This window comes from Variovorax sp. OK212, assembly GCF_900112425.1.
In the GTDB taxonomy this organism is placed as follows: domain Bacteria; phylum Pseudomonadota; class Gammaproteobacteria; order Burkholderiales; family Burkholderiaceae_C; genus Variovorax.
The window spans coordinates 14,241-34,450 of sequence record NZ_FOLP01000029.1 but is presented as its reverse complement, the minus strand read 5'-3'; the positions used below and the strand labels follow the sequence as shown (position 1 = coordinate 34,450).

Here is a 20,210-nt window from a genome sequence, read left to right as displayed (position 1 = left end):
TTGCGGGGTCGCGCGTTGCCATTCGTCATACGGTGTGAAGAACCGAATCGCCCCCCGCCGCGCACCGGGCCAAGGCCCCGACAAAGTACCCGGCCAGCAGCGCCGTGGCCGCGGCCGTGGCGCCTGACACCATGACGACATCCGTAGACGACCTCGCCCTCCAGGCCGACGAGCGGCGCCAGCAGGCGTGGGGCTGGCTGCGCCTGCTCCATTCGGGCGCGGTGAAGCCGCAGGATGCGCAGCGCTTCAAGCGCTGGCTGGCCCGCGACCCGGCGCACCCCGCGGCCTTCGGCGAGGCCAAGGCGCAATGGGCCGAGATCGGCCCGGCGTCGGCCCGGCTGCTGCGCTCCAACCCCGAGGCGGCCGCATTCCATGAGCGCCATCGACACAAGCCGGCCTTGCCGCGCCGGGCCTTCCTGGGCGCGGCCGTCAGCGCGGCCGCGGTGGCCGGTGTGGCCGGCGTGGCCGTGTTCCGCCCGCCCGCCGGCCTGTGGCCGGCGCCGGCCGAGTGGGGTGCCGACTACCGCACCGCCACGGGCGAGCAGCTGCTGGTGCAGCTGACGGACCGCATCCAGGTCACCCTGAACACCCAGACCCGCATCCGGCGGCAGACGGCGGGCGACGAGACCACGGGAATCGACCTGCTCGCGGGCGAAGCGGCCATCGACCTGACGGGCGCGGGCCGCGGCGGCCGGCCCTTCGGCGTCACCGCCGGTGCCGGCCGCAGCCTGACCGACGCGGGGCGCTTCGAGGTCCGCTACCTGCAGGGCAAGGTCTGCGTGACCTGCATCGAGGGCACGGTGCGCATGGAGCACCCCGCGGGCACGCGTGAGCTGCGGGCCCACCAGCAGGCGGTCTATGACGCCGGTGCGGTGAGCAGCGTGGCCCCGGTCGGCCCGGCGAACCTGTCCGCCTGGCGCAAGGGCGAACTGGTGTTCACGCAGACGCGGCTGTCGGATGTGCTCGACGAGATCAACCGCTACCGGCCCGGCCGCGTGATGCTGATGAACGCCGCGGCGCGCGACCGGCGCGTCACCGGGAGCTTCTACATCGCATCGCTCGACCTGGCGCTGGCGCAGCTGCAGCACGCCTTCGATCTCGACGCGCGCTCGCTGCCGGGCGGGGTGATCGTGCTCAGCTGAGCCCGCGCCGCGTCGCGAGCGCCCACGCGCGCCGGCGCGAAAAATAAGTTGCGGGGTACAGGGGCGCCTGTTCGTCTTAGTGCATCGACTCAACTTTCGGGCAGAACGACTCATGAGCACACGCGGACCCCAGGGCGCAGCAACCCCGCCGAGAAACGGCGCGCAGGAACGGAAGATGCCGGCGGGACGGCCGTTGCGCATGGCACCCATCGCGCGTGCCGTTGCCGTGGTCCTTGCCGCCAACGGCGCGCTCATGGATGCCCATGCGCAGCAGGCCTTCAGCGGCGCGTGGTTCGCGGCCAAGAACGCGGCGCAGAACACGGCAACGGCCACCGGCCGGCTGCCCAACGGCATGCCGGCATCGATGCTGACCAACCCGGGGGCGCAACAGAAAGCCGACGCGCAGCTGCAGCGCTCCATCAACAACCTGAACGCGGCCGCGCGCGGCATCGCCGCGCAGCAGGCCTCGCAGGAGGCGGCGCGGCTGGCGGCGCTGAACGGCGGCTCGGACATTCCCGACGGCCTGGCCGACGGCGGCCTGAAGGTGGACGGCAACAGCCTCACCGCGGGCTGGCTCAACGCCAATGCGCCGGTGCAGACAGCAGCCGGCGGCCGCACGGTGGTGGGCATCAAGCAGACCGACGACAAGGCGATCCTGAACTGGGAGAGCTTCAACGTCGGCAAGAACACCACGGTGCAGTTCGACCAGAAGGGCGGGGCCAAGCCCGACGGCACCAACGCATGGATCGCGCTCAACCGCATCAACGACCCGAGCGGCCGGCCCAGCCAGATCGCGGGCCAGATCAAGGCCGACGGCTCGGTGTACCTCATCAACCGCAACGGCATCGTCTTCACCGGGTCGAGCCAGGTGAACACGCGTTCGCTGGTCGCGTCGAGCCTGGCGCTGTCGGACAAGCAGTTCAAGCTGGGCATCAACAGCGCGCAGGTCCTGGCCAACCAGGGCAACGACTTCGCCGTTCCGCAGTTCGGCGAATTCACCGCCGAGCGGCCCGCCATCTACGGCGACTCGGGCTTCAAGCCCGGCACCGGCGGCGCGCCGGACCGCATGGGCGGCGTGGACCGCTTCGATCCCGGCGCGGCGCCCGGCGAGGTCCGGGTGGACGCCGGCGCGCAGCTGGCGGCGGACAGCGGCGGCAAGGTGATGCTGTTCGCGCCCAAGGTGCGCAACGCGGGGCGCATCTCCGCGCCCGACGGCCAGGTGATCCTGGCGGCCGGCGAGAACATCTACCTGAAGACACCGTCCGCGCAGGACCCGAACGCGCCCCGCGGCCTGGACGTGGCCGCCTCGGCGGTGCCGGGCTGGGCCTTCGGCGGCGGGCAGATACAGGGCGCGCTCAAGCTCGTGGCCGTCTATGCCGACGTGAACTTCGTCAACGGCCTGCGTGACGTCGTCATGCCCGAGATGGCCGCTCGCGCCAAGTCGGTCGGCTACGAGGTGGTCAACACCGGCACCGTGCAGGCCGACCGCGGCAACATCACCCTGCAGGCGCAGGACGTGCGCCAGTCGGGCGTGCTGAGCTCGACGACCGCGCTGAACAACCGCAACGGCTCGATCCTGCTGCGCGCCTGGGGCCTGGGCTCGCACATGTACGCGGACGGCGTGGACGACCTGATCAACTGGTCGGCCGGCACGCTGACGCTGGGCGAAGGCAGCATCGCGCAGATCCTGCCCGACGCCTCGGACACCGGCGAGATCGAGGCCTCCGCGCTCGCCACGCGCTACCAGCCCGGGCGCGTGAGCCTCTACGGGCAGCTGATCGACATCCGCTCGAAGGCCGGCGTGCTGGTGCCGGCGGGAACGATCAAGGCCGAGTCGGCGGTCAACCCGATGTTCACGCAGTTCCCGTACTTCAAGCCCGGCAGCCTGCGCGACGAGAGCCGCATCTACCTCGACAGCGAAGCCTTCCTGAGCGTGGCCGGCCTGCAGGGCATGCAGGTGAAAATGTCGCGCAACTTCATCGAGGCCGAGCTGCGCATCAACGAGTTGCGCGACTCGCCGCTGCTGCTCGACTCGTGGGTGCGCGGCAAGAAGGTGATCGTCGACCGCCGCGTGAACGGCGTGTTCAAGGACGGCCCGATGGCGGGCGTGCAATGGGTGCTCGGCCCCGACGGCGTCACCTACGTTCCGGGCGCCTGGGTGGGCACGCCGCTGGCCGACGTCAGCGGCTGGGTGGGCGTGGGCAAGACCGACCTGCGCGAGCTCTCGGCCGACGCGGGCAGCATCGACCTGCGCGCGGGCGGCGCGGTGATCACGCGCTCGGGCTCGGTGCTCGACGTGTCCGGCGGCTCGGTGCGCTACAGCGACGGCATGAACACGGCCACCAAGCTCATGGGCGCCGACGGCCGCGTGCACACCATGGAGCGCGCCGCGTCCGACACCGACTACACCGGCCTGGCCGGCGAGTTCACGAGCGAGCATGCGCGCTGGGGCGTGAAGACCACGTGGCGCTCGCCCATCATCGGCGCCGACTTCAAGGAGGCCGGCTACACGGAAGGCCGCAAGGCGGGCGACGTGAAGGTCTTCGCGGGCGACGCCATGGTGCTCGAGGGCGACATGCTGGGCGGCGTGGTGGTGGGGGAGCGCCAGTCGAAGAACCCGGGCGCCAGCAAGGGAGGGCGGCTGGAGCTGGGCGAGAACACGCCCGACGGCAGGCCCTGGTCGCCGGGCACCATCGTCGTCAGCCATGACCCGAGGCGGCTCGCGCAGGACTTCGACGCCAGGGCCAGGCTCGGCGAAGACTTCTACGTGCAGGTCAAGCCCGACGAGCTGAAGTCGCGCAAGCTCACCTTCCTGTCGGACGACATGCTCAGCGATTCGGGCATGGGCACCATCGTGCTGAACACCATCAACGGCGACTTCGAGCTCGCCAAGGGCGCCGTGCTGAACCTGTCGCCGGGTGCCTCGCTGTCCGTGGCCGGCACCGAGGGCTCGACCCGCGACATCCGGATCCAGGGGCAGATCCGCGCGCCGGGCGGCAAGATCGGCCTGTCTTCCGTCAACGGCGTGCTGGAGGTGGGCGAGCAGGGCCGCCTGGACGCCAGCGGGCAATGGATCAACAGCTGGCGCGACGGTGTCTCGCCCAGCGCCTGGGCCATCGACGGCGGCGCGATCACGCTGAACGTCGGCAAGATCTCCGCGCATCGCGATGCCGTCTTCGACGTGTCGGGCGGCGGCCGCGTGGACCGCGGCAACAAGGGCCTGCCGACGCTGCGCGTGGGCGATGCGGGGTCGATCTCGCTGACCGGCGTGACGCCCGACCTGGACCTGGGCGCACTGGACATGCGCGCGCATGCGGCCGGCTCGGCGGGCCGCCTGGCGCTGCAGGCCGCCTCGCAGGTGCAGATCGGCGGCACTGCGCCTGCCGTGCCCACTGTGCCCACTGCGTCCGCTTCGCAACCGGACGATCCCGCGGCCGGCGTGGCCCTGCTGCCGGCCGGGCTCTTCGGCGAACGCGGGTTCGGCAACGTCTCGGTCTCGGTGCGTGGCGAAGGCAACGGCATCGTGGTGCCCGAAGGCGTGACGGTGTCGCAGCAGGCCACCCACATCGACCTGAACGGCTTCGCCTGGCGCGACCTGCCGAGCGGGCGGAACCTGGCCGACGTCGCCCCCCTGGGCGTGCTGCGGCCCGAGGAGCGCGCGGCGCGCGCGCCCGCATCGCTGGCGCTCGGCGCCGAGAACGGCCCGATCCGCATCGCGCGCGGCGCCACCGTGCGCACCGACACCGGCGGCAGCCTGCTGTTGAACGCCGGCGGCGAACTGGGCGCGCTGACGGTCGCCGGGCGCCTGGAGGCACCGGCGGGCCGCATCGGCCTGAGCAGCAGCAAGGTCACCCTCGAAGCCGGCGGTGAACTGCTGGCGCGCGGCGTGCCGCTGATCCACGTCGACAGCACCGGCCGCCGCGTGGGCGAAGTGCGCGACGGCGGCACGGTGACGGTCCAGGCGGGCGATCTGCGGCTCGAGAAGGACGCGCTGATCGACGTGTCGGGCGCCACCGGCACCATCGACGCCGTGGCCGACGCCGGCCCCTCCGGCACGCGCGTGCCGCGGCCCGCGCAGGCGATCACGCTGGACAGCAACGGCGGGCTGATCGAGATCACGGGCAAGGGCCTGGTCGAAAGCCGCATGCGCGGCGAGGCGGGCGGCCCCGGCGGCATCGGCGGGCGCATCCGCGTGAACATGACCGCGGCGTCGGGCCCGAACGGCTCGCCGCTGGAGCAGCTCGAGCGCGTGGTGCAGGACCCGGACTGCTACGGTTTCTTCGTGGACGGCGTGTGCAGCGACCCGAAGCAGGGCCTGGACTTCGACTGGGCCCCGGGCCTTCGCAGCTGGGGCTACGACATCGCCGGCCCGATGATCCTGCCGTCCTCGCTGCTCGCGCGCCTGGCGGACACCAAGGAACTGGTGATGTCCGACCGGCTGGGCTCGCCCGGCGTGCCCGGCCCGCTCGATCCGGCGCAGTTCGGCCTGTCCGAGCAGACGCTGGACAACTTCCGCGACACGCTGTTTTCGGGCGACCTGTTGCGCGACCTGCTTCAAAAGCCGGGCCAGCAGTTCGCGCTGACGCTGCGCCCGCAGTCGTTCAAGGACGGCGGCTTCGCCGACCTCGCGCTGGTCAACGGATCGCAAGGCGCGATTCGCCTGGACAACGCCAACCTCGCGTTGGGCCGCTCGATCCTGCTGCAGGGTCCGATCGTCGGGCACGCGGGCTCGACGTCGTCGCTGCGCGCGCCGCGCATCGTGCTGTCGGCCATACCGGGCGCCTCGGCGGCGCTGGCGCCTGCGCCGTCGGCAACACCTGGTGCGTCCGGTGCCGCCGCGGCGGGGCAGCTCACCGTGGCCGGCTCGCTGATCGACATCTCCGCATCGGACGAGCAGGGCCAGTTCCAGGCCGGCACGGTGCGCATCACCGGCTTCGGCCGCACGGTGCTCGAAGCCGGCGAGATCCGCATGGGCGGCGCGCTGCCCACGCAGATCAGCGAAGAGACCAGGCTGCAGGTCAACCTCGACGTCGACGGGCACCTGGCGCTCAACGCCGGGCAGGTGTACCCGGCGAGCGCGATGACCGGCGTGATCCGCGCCGGCGACTCGATCACCGTCGAGCGCATGGGCGATGCCGGCGGCGCGCCCCTGTCGGCCGGCGGCAGCCTGCGCCTCGAGGCGCCGGTGATCGCGCAGAACGGCGTGCTGCGCGCGCCGCTCGGCCAGATCGAACTCAATGCCGGCGAACGCCTGTCGCTGGGCGCGGGCAGCCTGACATCGGTGTCGGGTGCCGGCCTGACCGTGCCCTACGGCACGCTGTCCAACAACGAGCACTGGCACGACCCGTCCAAGGGAGTCGACGTCACCAATCCGTCGAGCGGCTCGCTGGTGGCACCGCCTGAAAAGCGCATCACCATGAAGTCGCCCGACGTCGCCCTGGCGCAGGGCGCGGTGGTGGACATCGCGGGCGGCGGCGACCTGCATGCCTCCGAATTCGTGCCGGGCCCGGGCGGCTCGCACGACGTGCTGAGCATGCCGGGCATGTACGCCATCCTGCCCGGGCAGGCCGGCGCGGCACCCGCGGGCGCCGCCGCCGCAGGCCAGCGCGTCTGGCTCGCGGGCGGCCCCGGCCTGGCGGCCGGCTGGTACAACCTGCTGCCCGCGCGCTATGCGCTGCTGCCCGGCGCCTTCGCGGTGCAGGCCACGGGCAAGGCATGGGGCGGCGCACCCGCGCCCGCCACCCTCGCGCCGGACGGCAGCCTGGTCATGCAGGGCCGCAGCGGCAACACCTACGGCGGCAACCAGGACGCGCAGGCCACGGCCTGGCGCGTGATGTCCGGCGGCACCCTGCGCCGCTACTCCGAATACAACGAGGCCACGGCCAACGACTTCTTCTCGTCCGAGGCCTTCAAGCTCACGCAGTACCGCCTCACGGGCCAGAACGTGGTCACGCCGCGCCTGCCGCGCGACGGCGGCGCGGTCGTGTTCGACGCGGGCCGCCGGCTGCTGCTGGACGGCACGCTGCGCTCGGCGCCCGTTGCGGGCGGGCGCGGCGGGCTGGTCGACATCGCCGGCAAGAAGATCGCCATCGTCGGCAGCGGGCAGGACAGCGCCAGCCTGCAGGCCGACGGCTACCTGGTCATCGATTCGACGAGCCTGTCGAACTTCGGCGCCGGCAGCCTGCTGGTGGGCGGCAAGCGCCAGGGCAACGCGCTCGGCTTGGAGCTGGACGTGACCGCGACCGACATCGTGGTGCGCAACAACGAGGGCTCCGAGCTGTTCGGCCCCGAGATCATCCTGGCGGCCAGCGACAAGGTGGCCATCGAGGCCGGCAGCCGTGTCAGCGCGAAGGGCCCGAGCGCACGCAGCTCCGGCACCCTCAGCGTGAAGCCCAGGGTGGCCGCGGTCTACACCGACCCCGACGGCAACCTGGACGACAACTCCGACGGCGTGATCGACGCCAAGGACGCGGTGGACGACGTGCTCACCTCGCCCGCCAGGGACTGGGGCGCGCTGGTTCGCCTGAGCACCGGAGACGCCGTCAAGGTCATTCGCCAGGGCGTGGACATCTCGCGCGGCGGCCTGGTCGCGATCGGTGCCGGCGCCGTCGTCAACGGCGACGCGGCGCTGCTGATCGACGCCACGCGCACGACCGAGCTGGCGGCCTCGGCGCAGATTGCCGGCACCGACCTGTCGGTGGCGGCCGGCCGCATCGGCTTCGGCGGCGGCACCGAAGGCATGGTGCTGGGCAGCGGCGCGCTGGCGCAGCTGGCCAACTCGAAGCGCCTGACGCTGCGCAGCTACTCGGACTTCGACTTCTACGGCTCGCTCGACCTGGGCGCGGCCGGCCTGAAATCGCTGACCTTCGACGGCGCCGCATTCGTCGGCCGCGGCGCGGGCGACGTGGTGATCAAGGGCGAGAGCATCGCGCTCGTCAACAGCAGCGGCGGCACGGGCGTGCCGGCCGGCACGGGGGCTGGCGGCTTCACGCTGGACGCGGCCACGCTGGTGCTGGGCGCGGGCCGGAAGACCTTCTCGGGCTTCGGCGGCGTGACGCTGTCGGGCCGCGACGCGATCGTCGGCGAAGGTGCGGGCGGCATCGACGCGGGCGCCACGCCGCTCACCTTGAACACGCCGCTGCTCACCGGCCGCGGCGGCGCGGTGCAATCCATTGCCACGGCCGGCGCGCTGCAGGTCGTCGCGCCGGCGGACGGCGCGGGCGCGCCGTTCGACGTGCTGGAGAGCCTGGGCCTGCGCCTGGGCCTCACCGGGCGCAGCATCGCCTTCACGGGCCGCGCGGTTGCGCTGGGCGGCAGCATCGACATGACGGCCACCGGCGGCAACCTGGTGCTGGGCCAGGGCGCGGTGATCGACGTGGGCGGCTCCGCCAAGCAGTTCTTCGACGTCGCCGAATACGCGGACGCGGGCCGCATCGGCCTGTCGGCGGTGGGCGGCGACGTGCGGCTCGAGGCCGGCAGCCGGCTCAACCTGGCCGCGCATCCGGGCGGCGGCGACGCCGGCACGCTGAGCCTGGCGTCGTCGCAGGGCGGCACGGTGCTGCTCAACGGGCAGATCGCGGCGCAGGCCGGCGGCAACGGCGGCAAGGCGGGCAGCTTCGCGCTCGACATCGAGGCGCTGCCCGACTTCGCCGGCGTGAGCCAGCGGCTGAACGACGCCGGCTTCAACCGGTCGCGCCAGTTCCGCATTCGCCAGGGCGACGTGGCGCTGGGCGGCTTCACGCAGGTCGAGGACTTCGGCCTCACGGCCGACCGCGGCAGCATCGACATTTCCGGCACGGTGGATGCGCGCTCGGCCTACGGCGGCGCCATTCGCATCACCGCCGGCAACGGCGTGGCGATGCAGGCCGGCGCGCAGCTGCTGGCCGGCGCGACCGGCAGCCTGGGCAACGGCCGCGTCACGCTCGAAGCATCGGGCGGGCAGCTGAACCTGCTGGGCGGCCTGATCGACGTGACCGGCAACGAAGGCGGCAAGGTGCGCCTGCGCGCGCAACAGAACGCCGCGCACGACGACCTCGCGGTTGCCGCGCTGAACACCGCCGTCACCGGCGCGCGTTCGGCGGTGCTGGAGGGCGTGAGCGTCTACGACGTGAAGGACTACGACGGCGCCACGGTCGATTCGGTCAAGGCCGACGCCATCGCCGACGCGGGACGTTTCCGCGCCGCGTCGGCCGCGGTGGCCGGCCGGCTGGGCACCCGGCTGGACGTCATGCCGGGCATCGAGATCCGCAGCGCGGGCGACCTCGCGCTGAACAGCGACTGGAATCTGTTCAGCGACTTCTCCGGCGCGCGCGAAGGCACGCTGACTTTGCGCGCGGGCGGCAACCTTGCCATCAACGGCCACCTGAGCGACGGCTTCGACGCGGCGGACCGCGGCGGCGTGCTGCAGGCGGGCCCGTCGTGGAGCCTGCGGCTGGTGGCGGGCGGCCAGCTCGACTCGGCCGACGCCATGGCGCTCAAGCCGCTGGCGGCGCAGGCCGCGGGCACGGGGTCGATCACCGTCGGCACGGCCAACACCGCCGTGCCCAGCGACAGCGACCCGGCGCCGGACAACGGCGCGGGCAAGCTCGTGCGCACGGGCACCGGCGACCTCGAGGTGCGCGCCGGCCGCGACCTTCGCCTGGCGCACAAGGAATCGGTGATCTACACCGCCGGGCGCAAGGACACGACGGTGTGGAGCGACTTCTCCACCGCCAACCCGAACGCGAGCTATGGCGTGGAAGGCGGCAACCTGGCGATCGGCGCGCAGGGCAGCATCGAGTCCGTGCCGTCGGGCCAGCACTTCACCGAATGGCTCAACCGGCAAGGCAACGTCAACGCCCAGCGCTTCTTCGGCGAGTACACCAACGGCGAGTACGGCGTGGGCCCGGACGGCGTCTACGGCCCCGTCATCCATGCACCCGAGCAATCGAGCTGGTGGATCGACTTCGGGCGCTTCCAGCAGGGCGTGGGCGCGCTGGGCGGCGGCAACGTCACCGTGGACGCCGGCGGCGACCTGCGCAACCTGCTGGTCGCCTTGCCGACCCACATGCGCATGCGCGGCGGGCGCTCCGCGAGCGAAGCGATGACCATGGAAATGCGCAACGGCGGCGCCATGACGGTGCAGGCCGGCGGCGCGATCCGCGGTGGCCAGTACTACGTGGCGCGCGGCGCGGGCGACATCCGCGCCGGCGAGACGGCCATCGGCCACACCTTCACGCTGACCCGCGACGACAACAACGGCGGCCTCACCAAGTCGAGCTACACGGCGGCACCGGTGCTCGCGCTGGGCGACGCCACGCTGAGCCTGCGCACCGCGGGCGACCTGCGCCTGCAGACCGTGATCGACCCGCTGCTCGTGAACTACGGCGAAGGCTTGCGCAACGACGGCCAGCTGCTGAACTACGGCGCCTTCATGAGCGGCTACACCGACCGCAGCGCGCTCAGGCTGGTGTCGACCGGCGGCAACATCACGCTGGTGAACCGCGCGACGTTCATCTTCCGCGACCTGGTGCTCAACAGCTTCGCCACGGACACCCTCGTGGGCTTCGGCGGCAACCGCTACCCGGCGCGATTTTCCGCAGCCGCCGTGAACGGCGGCATCGCCATCGACGGGCCGCTGTACGTGCTGCCGGGAACGACGAACGACGTGAAGCTGGTCGCGAAGAACGACATCCGTTTCGACGCGCAGCTCGTCATGTCCTACGCCACGCCCGCGATGATGCCCACGGGCTTCATGCCGAGCGGCGCGAACACGCCGTTCAACCAGATGAACATGGAGGACCTGCTCGACAACCTGATCAACCCGGCCCTGTCTTCGCCGGTCAACGACAAGTACCTGCGCAGCGTGAACAACCCCGACGTGCTCCCGCTGGCCAACGACTTCGAGCCCAGCCGCATCTATGCGTCGCAGGGCTCCATCGTCGGGCTCGACGTGAAGGCCAACGAGCAGACCTGGGTGCGCGCCGGCACCGACATCCGCGGCGTGCGCATGGCGGGGCGCAACCTGCGCGGCTCCGACGTCACGCTGCTGGAGGCCGGCAACGACATCCTCGCGGTGGAGAGCGTGAGGCCGCTCAACCGCGACAACGGGTCCGCCGCGGGGTTGACCGGCAACATCGAACTGCAGGGCCCCGGCACGCTGGTGCTGGCCGCCGGGCGCGACCTGTACGCCGACAACCTGCAGGTGCAGACGCTCGGCAACCAGCGCTACGACGCGAACAACCGCGCGCTGCCCGAGACGCAGGTCAAGGGCCTGCCGGAGCGCGGCGCCGCGATCACCGCCATGGCCGGGCTGAACGCAGCGGCGGGCTACGAGGCATTCACCCGCGCCTACCTCGACCCCGCCGCCGTGGCCTCGATGCCCGACTACCTGAAGGCCAGAACGGCGGACGGCAGCGTGCTGCCCATCTACCTGGTGGACCAGCTCGAAACGCGCGCGGGCGGGCAGGAAAAGACCGTGCGCCGCGGCTTGGTGTCGTACATGGCGGGCATCACCGGAGAGAAGCTCGAGCCCCTCGATGCCTGGGCGCGCTTCCAGCAGCTGCCCCAGCTGGCGCAGCAGCAGTTCCTGCGGCAGGTCTACCTGCTCGAGCTGCGCGAGGCGGGGCGCGACCAGAACGAGCCGGGCACCGGCGGCCTGCCGCGCAACGGCGGCTACAACCGGGGCTACGCGGCCATCAAGACGCTGTTTCCGGGCGAGCAATGGAAGGGCGACGTGACGGCCAACACCCTCATGCTGCGCACCATGGCCGGCGGCGACATCGACGTGCTCACGCCGGGCGGCGGCCTGCAGGTGGCGGCGCTGGGCGCCACGGTGCCGGCCGGCTACGGCCTGGTGACGCTGGCCTCCGGGCACATCGGCATCTTTGCGAGGGACGACGTCACCGTCAACCAGTCGCGCATCCTGTCCTTCGTGCCCGAGGTGACCAGGCAGGGCAGCGACCAGATCATCTGGGCCACCCTCGGCGACATCGACGCCGGGCGCGGCTCCAAGACCCTGCGCGTGCCGTCGGCGCCGGAGGTGAGCACCGACCTGGACGGCGTGACGGTGATCCGCGAGAAGTCGGACATGAGCGGCAGCGGCATCGGCACGGTGGGCGACGGCGACGTGGACCTGGTCGCGCCGGGCGGCACGGTGAACGCGGGCGATGCCGGCCTGCGCGTGGCGGGCAACCTGAACATCGCGGCGCTGCAGGTGCTCAATGCCGACAACATCCAGGTGAAGGGCGAGACCAAGGGGCTGCCGGTGGTGGCGGCGGTCAACATCGGCGCGCTGACCAATGCGAGCTCGGCCGCGGCGCAGGCCACGGCCGCCGCGCAGGACGCGGTGCAGCGCGAGCGCGCGGCGGCGCGCCAGGCGCTGGCGTCGGTCTTCACGGTGCGCGTGCTCGGCTTCGGCAACGAGCCGATGCCGGGCGGCGACGTTGCGCCGCCGCCGCGCCCGGGGCTGCAGTCGGGGGCGCAGGTCGGCTACGACCCGATGAACCCGGTGCAGGTCGTGGGCATGGGCCGCAAGATCGACCCCGCGCACTGGGCGAACCTGAGCAGCGACGAGCTTCGTCGCCTGCGGCAGGACCGCTAGCCGGCCGGGGCGACATGTCATGGCATCGAGCGTTCTTTGCAAACAGGAAGCGCTGGCTGGCGACGAAGCAGCCAACGAGCCACTGGACGAGGCGCAGCGCCGCATCGCGCTGCAGGCCTTTCTCTGCGCCAACTACGACGGGCTGCGGCGCAAGCTGACCCGCCATTTCGGCTGCGCCGACATGGCCAGCGAATGCCTGCACGATGCGTGGCTGCGGCTGGGCCACCTGGAGGTGCAGGCGCCGGTGCAGAACCCGAGCGCGTACGTCTACCGCATGGCCTGCAACGTCGCCATGGACCGCATGCGCAGCAACCGGTCGGGGCAGTACACGGGAGACGGCGACACCGAGATCGACCACCTCGCCGACCACGCGCCCGGCCCCGAGCAGATCGCGCAGGCGCGCTCCGAGCTGGCGGCCGTGCTGCGCGCCATCGAGCGCCTGCCGCGCCGGCATCGCTCGGTGCTCATCGCGCTGCGCATCGACGAGATGACCCGCGACGAGGTCGCCAGCCGCTACGCGCTCTCGCTGCGCGGCGTGGACACCGCCTTGCGCCAGGCGCTCGACTACTGCGCGGGGAACTCCGGCCAGCAGGCCCTGGCGGGCGTGAGCGCGCCGCGGCGCGCGTTGCGCGCCCAGGAGCACTGCCAGTGATTCGATGACCGGAAACAGCTGCGGGCTGCCGGTCGGCGCACCGCCACAAATATGAAATGACCCGCTGCTACATTGCCCCGAGGTACTTACGAAGAAACTATGTCATCTCAGGCTTGGGTCGAAACCATCTACATTGCGCCCGGCCACCCCGACTGCCGCGTCTACGCAATGCCCTATCCGATGCGGCCGAACCAGCGGCCGTCGGACATGCTCCCGAAGGACCAGATGGACTGGCGGGAAGTGGCCAAGCTGGGGTCGGCGCAGGAGCTGGTGTACATCGAGCCCGGATATGCCGACCTGGCCGCGAACCTCGTCGGCCAGGAAAGCGGCAGGCATTTTCAGGTGACCCGGCACGCCGGTTGAGCGGGGGGCGCTGTAGCAGCCCTGTCCACCCACGCACAGGCCACCGGCCCGGCCGCGCCGCCCGATCAGGGCGCCGCCACGCACTTCCAGGCACTCAAGGCCTGGGTGGCGGGAATCTCGCCAGAGGCATTGCGCGCCAGTGAAGGCGCACCGGCCCGGGCCTGGTCGTCATGCACCCACCGGTCGAGATCGGCCAGCGCATTCCAGTTCAGTTGCAGCGGCGTCAGGCCCGGCCTCTTGAGCAGCGAATTCGTGTTGTAGAAGCCGTGGCTGTAGTCCTCGACGAAATAGGCGCGCACCGAGTTGCGCACATCGGCCGCCGTGGCCTTGCCGTTCGCGGGCAGTTCGTTCAGCTTCCTGACGAATTCGCCGGCCTGCGTGCAAGGCACCAGAAAGTCGGAAGTGCCCTGGTAGAGGATGATCTTCTTGCCTTTTCGGCCTTCCTTCTTCTGTCGCGCGGCCGCCTCGAAGAACCCGGCGAGGTCGGCCGGCGTGACGTTCCAGACCGGCGCCAGCTGGTCGAGCAGCCGGTGGTAGCCGTCGTAGTCCGCTCCCGATTCGATCGCCACGTCGGCCAGGTGGCGCGAGGTCGCGCCCAGCCCGTCGCTCAGCATCTGCGGCGACACGTCCTGGCCGAACAGGCTGGTGAGCATGGCCGCGGCGCTGTTCCAGTTGACGACCCAGTCGTTGACCGCGTCCGGCACCTGCAGCACCTTGAGCAGGTTGGTCTCGTCCACGGGCGGCGCGCCCGCGACGATGCCGTCGTAGGCGTCGGGCCAGTTCGCCATTGCCTTGAGTGCCTGCCGCCCGCCGGTGGAGATGCCGACAAAGTAGGTGTCGGTGGGCGCCGCGCCGGTGAGCTTCTTCAGCAGGTACAGCCCTACATCGAGCGATTTCTTGATCGAGTCCTGCCCGAAGTTCTTCACCATCTCCTGCTTCGCGACGTCGGCGAGCTGCCGGCCGGGCCGCACGAAATCCGCGCTGAAGGCCCCGTTCGAAGCGTCGGCTCCCGCGTCGCTGAGGATCACGGCGTAGTTCGACAGTGCCACCCCTTGCAGCGAAGGCGAGAACTGGAGGTTGGCCTGCTTGCCCGCGTCGACCACGTCGGACTTCCAGGCAAAGCCGCCGCCGCCGAGCTGCGCGAACTTGCCGTTCCATTGGGCCGGAATGTAGATCTGGTAGTTGATGTCGCGCACGCGGTAGCTCGGGTCCTTGACGGCCGGATCGATGCCGCCGGGCGACGTGGGCCGGATCGTTCCCTTGATCAGGCAATAAGCCGGCAGCGCGAGCCAGACCTGCTCGACCGAGGTGATCCTGAAGCCGCCGGTCCTGGGCGAAGGGTTCCGCGTGCCGCGGAAGTCGTCGAGGACCGCATCGCCGTACTGCGTGCCGTCGAGCTGGTTGGAACAGGTCCTGACGAGGGTGTTGGAAATGTCGGTGGCTGCATGGGCGCACGGCATGAGCGCGCCGCACGCGAGGGCCACCAGGGCAGGTCGGACCGTTCGGACCGGCCAGGTTGGGCGGATGGCCCGCCATCTGTTCAGGAAGCCGGGATCTTTCGTCTTGTTCAAGATGTGTCTCCAGGGAGTTTGATTTCACGAGGTCCATCCCTGTTTTGGGGACGGAGCCACGCCTTCTTCGAGAGGCCTTGAAATTCTTGTTCGCGCCGCCGGAGGCCGCGCTATCCCTGCAGTGCCATTCGAATGACCTTTCGGGCATCTGGAGCCGGTCCTGAAAGGCTTCGAGCGCACGAACGCCTCCCCGCAGGCCGTATGGCCCCGGCGCAACGACCATGGCGCCGGGCCGTTGGGTCAGCGGGCCGTTGGGTCAGGCCCGGCTGCGCCCCGCGCGTTCCCGCCCCTCGACCAGCTCGTGGATCAGGTCGACCAGCGCGCGCAGCCCCGCCGGCAGATGCCGATGCCCGGAGTAGTACAGGCACAGCCCCGGCGCGGGCACGGTCCACGCGTCGAGCACGCGCACCAGCTGGCCGCTGGCCAGGTCGTCCGCCACGTACCAGTGCGCCAGTTGCGCAAGGCCGGTGCCCTGGCGCGCGGCCTGCAGCATGAGCAGGGGCGCGTCGAGCACCAGCGGGCCGGGCACTTCTATGCTCAGCGCCTTGCCCTTGCGCGCGAACTCCCATGGCGAGGGCACGCCGCTCGGCAGGCGCGCGCGAATGCAGGCGTGCCGCGCGAGGTCGGCCGGCTTCGCGGGCCGGGGGTGCCGCTCGAAGTACGCGGGCGAGCCCACCACCGTCATCGGCACGTCGTCGGTGATGGGCACGCGGACCATGTCGCGCGGCACCAGCGAGCTCACGCGCAGGCCGGCGTCGAAGCCCTCGCCGACGATGTCCACCATGCGTCCCTCGGTGACGATGTCGACCGTCATGCCCGGGTAGCGGCGCAGAAACTCCAGCACCACGGGCTGGAACAGCATGAGCGCCGCGCCCAGCGAGCTGTTGATGCGCAGCGTGCCGCCGGGCGTGGCCTTGCGGTCGCTCACGGCGGCCATGGCGTCGCGGATGTGCGTGACGGCGGGCCCGACCTGCTCGACGAACTGCTGGCCCGCCTCGGTGAGCGACACGCTGCGCGTGGTGCGGTGGAAGAGCCGTGCGCCCAGCCGGGCCTCCAGGTTGGCCACGGCGTTGCTCACGGCGGTGGCCGACATGTCGAGCTCGACCGCCGCGGCAGCGAAGCCGCGGCGCCGGGCCACGGCCAGCACCACTTCGAGTTCGGTCAGTCCGCTCTTGTGCATTGTTCCGATTTTCGTGATGAAGCATCCATGTTTCATCATATTCCCAGAGCAATGACGCCTGCCTAGACTTCGTTCCATGGCGCGGTTGAAACCCATTTTTCAAAGCTCGCGTTCAACCTGAAAGGCAAGGGCAACACCATGTGGAACATCGACAAGGCATACATCGGCGGTGCGTTCGTGCCCGTGCAGGGCAGCGAGGTGGTCGAGGCGCTCAACCCGGCAACGCAGCAGGTCATCGGCACCGCCACGCTGGCCAACCGCGACGACGCGAAGCGCGCCATTGCGGCCGCCAAACGCGCGCAGCAGGCGCTGCGGCGCACCGGCAAGGCCGAGCGCATCGAGATGCTCGAGCACCTCTCGGCCGCGGTGCTGGCGCGCACCGACGAGATCCGCGACGTGACCATCGAGGAATACGGCGGCCCGCTGGCGCGCGCGCAGTGGGTGAGCCAGTACGCCTCGCAGTGCTTTGCCGGCGCGGCGAAGACGCTCGAGGCCTATGAACTGACGCGCCGCATCGGCGACGCCACGGTGGTCATGGAGCCGGTGGGCGTGGCGGGCCTCATTGCGCCGTGGAACAGCACGGCCGGCACGGTGTGCAGCAAGCTGGCCTCGGCCATCGCGGCGGGCTGCGCCACGGTGATCAAGCCGAGCGAGCTGAGCCCGATCCAGTCGCAGGTGCTGGCCGAGGCGCTGCACGGCGCGGGCCTGCCGGCGGGTGTGTTCAACATCCTGCTGGGCCGCGGCGCCGACGTGGGCGACGAGATCAGCACCAGCCCCGACGTTGCCAAGATCTCCTTCACGGGCTCCACGGCCACGGGCAAGTTCATTGCGCGCGCGGGCATCGACACCATGAAGCGCGTGAGCCTTGCGCTCACGGGCAAGTCGGCCAGCGTGGTGCTGGACGACGCCGACCTGGCGACCGTGCTGCCGCTGGCCGTGAACGTGGCCTTCATGAACAACGGCCAGGCCTGCGTGGCGGGAACGCGCCTGCTGGTGCCGCGTTCGTGGATGAAGGAAGCGCTGGAGCGCGTGGCGGCCATCGTCGCCGGCATGCGCGTGGGCGACCCGCGCGACGCGGCCACGGCCATCGGGCCGCTCGCGACCCAGGCGCAGTACGAGCGCATCCAGCGCTTCATTCGCCGCGGGCTGGAACAGGGCGCCACGCTGGTCGCGGGCGGCGAAGGCCGGCCCGAGGGCCTGCGGCGCGGCTGGTTCGTCAAGCCCACGGTGTTCGGCGACGTGCGCAACGACATGGACATCGCGCGCGAGGAAATCTTCGGGCCGGTGCTGTCCGTCATCGGCTATGACGATGAAGACGAGGCCGTGCGCATCGCCAACGATTCGGCCTACGGCCTGCAGGCGTACGTGTTCTCGTCGCAACCCGAGCGGGCCCGCCGCGTGGCGTCGCGGCTGCAGGCCGGCTCGGTGCTGGTGAACCGCATCGCGCCCGAGTTGCTGGCGCCCTTCGGCGGCGTGAAGCAGTCGGGCGTGGGCAGGGAGTTCGGCGTGTTCGGCATGGAGGCGTTCATGGAGCCGAAGACGATCGTGGAGGCGTAGGCGGCCGAAGACCGAGGCGCGCTCGGCGGCGCCTCAGGCGCGTGGCTTCTTCGGCGTGGAGCGCACGGCTTGCACCGGCGCTTCGTCGCCCACCGGCACCAGCGCCGCCTCGTCGCGCAGCCGCCGCCACAGCGTGGCGCGGCTGATGCCGAGAACGGCGCAGGCCTGCGCCTGGTCTCCCTGCACCGACTGCAGCACCTCGCGCACGCGGCGCAGTTCGGCGGCGCGCCGCGCGCCCTTCAGCAGCTGCTCGCGCACGGGCGCGGGCCGGGCCTGCGTGCATTCGGGGAACACCTCGAGCAGCCGCGCCCGGTCGAGCTGGCCGGTGGGCGCCAGGTAGCCGTGGCAGGCCAGCAGGCGCTCGACGAGGTTTTCCAGTTCGCGCACGTTGCCGGGCCAGCCGTAGCCCGCGGCCAGCTCGAGCAGGGCCGCGAGCCATGCCGGTGCCTGCGCCGCCTGCAGGCCTGTCTTGCCGATGCGGCGGGCCATGAGGTCGGCGGCCAGCCGGGCGATGTCGCTCTCGCGCGCGCGCAGCGGCGGCGTCTCGATGCGCAGCACCGCGAGCCGGTAGTACAGGTCGCGCCGGAACAGCCCGCGATCGACCTGCGCCGCCAGGTCGGCATGGGTGGCCGCGATCACGCGCAGGTCGACCGGCACCGCCGCGGTGGCGCCCAGCCGCAGCACCTCGCGCTCCTGCAGCACGCGCAGCAACCGCGTCTGCAGCGCCAGCGGCATGTCGCCGATCTCGTCGAGGAACAGCGTGCCCGTGTGGGCCGCCTCGACCAAACCCGTCTTGCCGCCGCGCCGCGCGCCGGTGAAGGCGCCTTCCTCGTAGCCGAAGAGTTCGCTCTCGAGCAGGCTCTCGCCGAGCGCGGCGCAGTTCACGGCCAGGAAGGGCTGCGTCGCGCGGCGGCTGGCGGTGTGGATGCCTTGCGCCACCAGCTCCTTGCCGGTGCCGCTCTCGCCGACGATGAGCACGGTGGCATCGCTGGCCGCGCACTGGGCGGCCAGCTCGCGCACGCGGCGCGCGGCGGCGCTGTCGCCGCTGAAGGCCTCGAGCCGGTAGCGCGCGGGCGCGCCGCGCTGGCGCTGGTTGGCGCGCAAGTGGCGGTCGGCGCGCTGGATCACGGCCGGGTCGCGGCACACGAGCAGCGCGCCCGTGACTTCGCCGGCTTCCACGATGGGCGCGCGCCGCACCACCAGCGTTCGCGCGCCGATCTGCAGCACCTCTTCGGAGGGCGCTTCGCCCAGGCGCAGCGTGGCGCCGAGGTCGAGCACGGGTTCCACGTCGCCGAGCACGCGGCCGGCCAGCGCGGGCGCGGTGCTGCCCAGCAGCTGCGCCATGGCGGGGTTGAGCGCCTCGATGCGCTGGCCCAGGTCGACGGCGACCACGCCGTCCTGCAACTGGCCCAGCACGGTGTTGAGCCGCTCGTGGCGTGCGCGCTCGGCGCGGCCCAGGCGCGCGAGGTGAATGGCGTCGTCGAGCGCCTGGCGCACGGCGTCGTCGGAATACATGAGCACGCAGGCGATGCCGGCTTTTTCGGCGAGGTCGGAAACCAGGCCGGGCGCGACCACGGCCTGCACGCCGGCGGCCAGCAGCGCCTGCACGCAGGCGGGCGCGTCGTCGGGGCCGCGGTAGCTGAACTGGGCGATGCCCATGCCGAACAGGGCGTCGAGCTGCGCGAGGTGTTCCGACGGGCCGTCGAACGACACCAGCCCCACGCGCGGCGAAATGGCGCGGGCGGCGGCCAGCGCGCGCATCAGGTCGAAGCCGCGCACCTCGACCATGGCCACCGGAATGTCGAGGTGCTGGCGCAGCCATTCGCCGCTGGCGCCGGCCGCCACCACCGCGTCGACCGGCGCGCGCGCATGCAGCGCGCGCACGGCGTCGACCGCGTCGCCGAAGGCATGCGCGACCCACTCGACCTGCGCCTGCGCCGCCACTTCGGGCGCCAGCCGTGCCAGCACGCGGCCCAGCCGGTGACGGGCCACGGCCACGATGCGCAATGGGCGGGGTGTGGCGGGAGGCTGGGTGGATGGCAGGGCGGGGGGCAGGGCGGGCTCGTTCATCTCGCGGATTTTATTGTTTCAAGAATGAAATGAATTTGAAACGAGGCGCATGGCTCGATGGCGAAGCGGTCTTGCGAATTCGTTTCGGATCAAG

8 protein-coding genes are annotated in these 20,210 nt (G+C 71.6%); 5 read left to right on the top strand and 3 right to left on the bottom strand.

The genetic code is table 11. From position 1 onward, the window contains the following. The first annotated feature begins 131 nt into the window (after positions 1–131). From BM004_RS37150 to BM004_RS37135, 4 genes are all read left to right on the top strand, one after another. Positions 132–1,142 carry a FecR family protein gene (locus BM004_RS37150; protein ID WP_143072637.1) on the top strand — a complete coding sequence of 337 codons (1,011 nt, stop codon included), beginning with the start codon at positions 132–134 and terminating at the stop codon, positions 1,140–1,142. Between the two features lie 199 nt (positions 1,143–1,341). Further along, the gene (locus BM004_RS37145) at positions 1,342–12,723 is read left to right on the top strand and encodes a filamentous haemagglutinin family protein (RefSeq protein WP_177206751.1); all 11,382 of its coding nucleotides are present in this window, start codon (positions 1,342–1,344) and stop codon (positions 12,721–12,723) included. Positions 12,724–12,742: 19 nt separating this feature from the next. Then, a complete protein-coding gene (locus BM004_RS37140) occupies positions 12,743–13,375 on the top strand; it encodes an RNA polymerase sigma factor (RefSeq protein WP_093221443.1) in 633 nt (210 codons plus the stop codon). Positions 13,376–13,474: 99 nt separating this feature from the next. Beyond that, positions 13,475–13,738 (top strand): hypothetical protein, encoded by a 264-nt coding sequence (locus BM004_RS37135; protein ID WP_093131216.1) that lies wholly within the window; start codon positions 13,475–13,477, stop codon positions 13,736–13,738. 65 nt (positions 13,739–13,803) lie between these two features. On the opposite strand, the gene BM004_RS37130 is transcribed toward BM004_RS37135, so the two are convergent. Then, positions 13,804–15,222 (bottom strand): tannase/feruloyl esterase family alpha/beta hydrolase, encoded by a 1,419-nt coding sequence (locus BM004_RS37130; protein ID WP_143072636.1) that lies wholly within the window; start codon positions 15,220–15,222, stop codon positions 13,804–13,806. 343 nt (positions 15,223–15,565) lie between these two features. Then, the gene (locus tag BM004_RS37125) at positions 15,566–16,489 is read right to left on the bottom strand and encodes a LysR family transcriptional regulator (RefSeq protein ID WP_093221439.1); all 924 of its coding nucleotides are present in this window, start codon (positions 16,487–16,489) and stop codon (positions 15,566–15,568) included. Positions 16,490–16,627: 138 nt separating this feature from the next. Here BM004_RS37125 and BM004_RS37120 point away from each other — a divergent pair, with 138 nt between their 5' ends. Beyond that, positions 16,628–18,046: an aldehyde dehydrogenase family protein gene (locus BM004_RS37120; RefSeq protein WP_093221436.1), complete on the top strand. Its 1,419-nt coding sequence runs from the start codon at positions 16,628–16,630 to the stop codon at positions 18,044–18,046. A gap of 33 nt (positions 18,047–18,079) precedes the next feature. On the opposite strand, the gene prpR is transcribed toward BM004_RS37120, so the two are convergent. Further along, positions 18,080–20,116: a propionate catabolism operon regulatory protein PrpR gene (prpR, locus tag BM004_RS37115; RefSeq protein WP_093221434.1), complete on the bottom strand. Its 2,037-nt coding sequence runs from the start codon at positions 20,114–20,116 to the stop codon at positions 18,080–18,082. Positions 20,117–20,210: the final 94 nt, after the last annotated feature.